This is a genomic window from Nostoc sp. NMS4 (assembly GCF_017115095.1).
Classification (GTDB): domain Bacteria; phylum Cyanobacteriota; class Cyanobacteriia; order Cyanobacteriales; family Nostocaceae; genus Nostoc.
Window position 1 is genome coordinate 1 of the sequence record NZ_JABXKI010000142.1, and the last position, 2,829, is coordinate 2,829.

The 2,829-nt window shown below is 40.0% G+C and carries 4 protein-coding genes and 2 pseudogenes; 2 read left to right on the forward strand and 4 right to left on the reverse strand.

Annotated features, from left to right (window positions below; translation table 11 throughout):
* Nucleotides 1-510: pseudogene (locus HWQ37_RS11725) on the forward strand (ribosome biogenesis GTPase Der); the annotation flags it as partial.
* A gap of 80 nt (nucleotides 511-590) precedes the next feature.
* Here the strand turns inward: HWQ37_RS11725 and HWQ37_RS11730 are convergent.
* From HWQ37_RS11730 to HWQ37_RS11745, 4 genes and pseudogenes are all read right to left on the reverse strand, one after another.
* Nucleotides 591-896, reverse strand: a pseudogene (locus HWQ37_RS11730) (IS1634 family transposase); the annotation flags it as partial.
* A gap of 61 nt (nucleotides 897-957) precedes the next feature.
* The gene (locus HWQ37_RS11735; protein ID WP_292747280.1) at nucleotides 958-1,992 is read right to left on the reverse strand and encodes a cysteine hydrolase family protein; all 1,035 of its coding nucleotides are present in this window, start codon (nucleotides 1,990-1,992) and stop codon (nucleotides 958-960) included.
* A 60-nt stretch (nucleotides 1,993-2,052) separates the two neighbouring features.
* A complete protein-coding gene (locus HWQ37_RS11740; RefSeq protein ID WP_292747283.1) occupies nucleotides 2,053-2,337 on the reverse strand; it encodes a type II toxin-antitoxin system RelE/ParE family toxin in 285 nt (94 codons plus the stop codon).
* On the reverse strand, nucleotides 2,334-2,552 hold the full coding sequence (locus tag HWQ37_RS11745; protein WP_292747286.1) for a hypothetical protein: 219 nt from the start codon (nucleotides 2,550-2,552) through the stop codon (nucleotides 2,334-2,336). The genes HWQ37_RS11740 and HWQ37_RS11745 overlap by 4 nt, the downstream gene beginning before the upstream one ends.
* Before the next feature lie 126 nt (nucleotides 2,553-2,678).
* On the opposite strand from HWQ37_RS11745, the gene HWQ37_RS11750 reads away from it, so the two are divergent.
* Nucleotides 2,679-2,829, forward strand: a 151-nt coding sequence (locus tag HWQ37_RS11750) for a pentapeptide repeat-containing protein (protein ID WP_292747289.1), incomplete at its 3' end; no start/stop codon positions are given.

Sequence of the window (2,829 nt, forward strand, 5' to 3'; positions counted from 1 at the left end):
CGAGCTTGCATCATCGTCGTTAATAAGTGGGATGCTGTCGAAAAAGACTCTTACACAATCTACGACTACGAAAAAACTCTGCAATCACGGTTACATTTTACCGAATGGGCAGAAACAATTTTTGTAAGTGCCTTGTCAGGACAACGGGTAGAAAAGATTTTAGAATTGGTGAAAACGGCGGCTGAATCACACAAACGCCGTGTCAGCACATCAGTTATTAACGAAGTTTTAACAGATGCCGTCAGTTGGCATTCACCGCCAGCATCTCGTGGTGGTCGTCAGGGCAAGATTTATTATGGTACACAAGTTAGTAGCCAACCACCAACGATCGCTCTATTTGTCAACGACTCCAAACGCTTCAACGACAACTACCGTCGCTACATTGAACGGCAATTTCGTCAACAGCTAGGATTTAAAGGCACACCAATTATTTTACTGTGGCGAAGCAAAAAAGTCCGTGATGCCGAAAGTGGTAATGTTAATAGAGCAACTCGCGTCAAAATAAGTTAGGAATAGAGACGCGATTCATCGCGTCTGTACAAGAGTTATGACTTCCGGTTCGCTCATTTTTTTGGGAGTTAGAAGAAAGGCTATTCAGGGGTAAAAGATTGACCATCAAGTTGAGTATAAATACTGATTTGAAAGCCGAGTAAAACAAGAATACGCTGCTGTAAGGGAGAAAGAACCGTCAAGTGAGCATAAACTTCATTTTTAACCTCAATCAATAGCAGTGTAATCTCTTTAAATGCGGCAAGAAGTATTTCAGAGGTAGGTCGTGGAGTTTCTCGTTTGGGATTACCAACATAAAGTCCAGCAAGTTTTTCTTTATTTTTATCTAGATTGTGACGAACCTGAAATTCTAAAAGGTTCAACACTCGTGAAGCAATTGAGAGTAAACTTCCTCCTAGTTCTTCCTCAAATGAGTACCAGTTCCGTAGCTTGCCGCCGAAGGCATCGCTATGCCCAATTCCCAAATTCGCTAGATTTTACGATGTGCATTCCTGCCTCTGCAAACCTTTTAAAGGCTGCATCTGCCTGTTCTGTGTAGTCCACAACACCGGGAACAAAAACGGGGGAAGTGCAATCTTCTAATAGATAGATTTTTTGAGTAAGGTTAGCATCTACCTGTTTAATTTCTGTTAATAAATCGTCAATTGTCCAAGCGACACAGTGACTTTTAGCTTGACCACCAATAATTACTGCATCATATTCTAAAAGTTGTTTAATCAGCCGTGTGTTCTTTTGGGCAAGCGGACGTTTTTCAAAATCTTCTAACACTTCTGGACGTAAGATGGAATAGTTTTCTGTTAAAGGATTTTCGCCTTTAATTTCAAATTGCGTTTGACTCTGACGCACAATGCCGTGGAAAAATATCGCTTCTTCTACCGATGAAACTAGAGCATGACCGATACCGCCCAACATAGAATGATAAGGCCAAACAGTGAGGGGATATTTCCCATCTTGACTAAGTTTTTTAAGGTAATGGTAAGCGTGTTTTTCTAATAATTCATAATCCCCATTAGTAACACTGTTAGCAACTGCGGGGTTAACTTTCCAAGTACCTTGTTCAATATCTGTTGGTGTGATGCTAGTCGCTGCTGGAGTGGGGTGTTCTCCGGCGGCGTTCACCCAAAATATCGGATGGAAGATTTGCGTTGCGGTGTGAGTATCTAGAGTTGGTACAATTTTCGTGATGATTCCCAAATTACGATAGATAAACTCACACAATCTGATGTTATCATCCACCGCCGCATTACCAGATTTCCCACCAACAAATAATTCAAATCCAGGGATACAGAAGGTGTTTTGGACATCAATTAATAGTAAGCAAATGCTGGTTTTATCTAAAGATGCTGGTTTGATATCGTGTTGTTTTGCCCAGATTTCAGCTTCGGCGGCACGTTCTTGGTAAGGTACGCGCCAGACATCGCCGACTTTATCGGGGTTAAAATGCGGGGGAATGGGTAGTTGGGTTGTTGTTTGGGTATTCATCTAAAATCTGTACTTATTTTCTAATTATTAAGCTTGCCTTAGTCAAAAATAATGGTGAATTTAGTAAACGTCATCGTGAGAACCTAAAGTTAGCAATAAAATTTCTTCTTCTCCTGAATCAGGATTTGTAACAAATTTAAATAAAATCCGATTCTGATAATCAATTGAAGAGGAGTATTTACCCGATGAATTACTTTTTAGCTTGTGACTACGTAAACTGACTTGAAATGGGTCTTCAGCTATTTTTTGTAATACTTGTTGAATTTGAGAACGTAACTCAGGATTTTTCTTGACTAGACGTTTAAAAGCACGAATAAAAGTCGGACTCCAAACCAAATTTTTCACTCGTCTAACTCCGCCATCAAATCTGCAACTGAACCACGCCGGACATTACCTTGAGCATAATCACTCTCTGCTTGCGCGACTTCTTTTAATAAGTCATCCCGTCGCTGTTGTTTGAGGCGCTTTTGGATAATATCTACAAGAATAGCCTGAGCTTCTGGATCTAATGCTTCTACTGCTTCTATGGCTTTCTGGAATGTAGATGTTTTTTCTAGCATGGGAGTTAAAGAATTTAGTGATAAGTCTAATTTAGCTGGTGGTGTGTGTAATCTGTTTACTCAATAGTATATTTGTATTATAAAATAAATTTAGCGTTAGCAAAGCTTAACGAAGTTATGGCTCTTATGAACCGAGATGAATTACTCAAACGCTACGCCGCAGGTGAGAGAGACTTTTCAGGAGTTGACCTAAGTCGTGCTAATCTCTATGGAATTGACTTGAGCAGTGCAAATCTAAGTAGAGCTAACATCAGTCATGCTAACCTTGGTGATGCTA

Bases quoted from the DNA above. Each gene is read 5' to 3' on its own strand.
- HWQ37_RS11745 (WP_292747286.1), bottom strand. From the start codon at position 2,552: ATGCTAGAAAAAACATCTACATTCCAGAAAGCCATAGAAGCAGTAGAA.
- HWQ37_RS11735 (WP_292747280.1), bottom strand. From the start codon at position 1,992: ATGAATACCCAAACAACAACCCAACTACCCATTCCCCCGCATTTTAAC.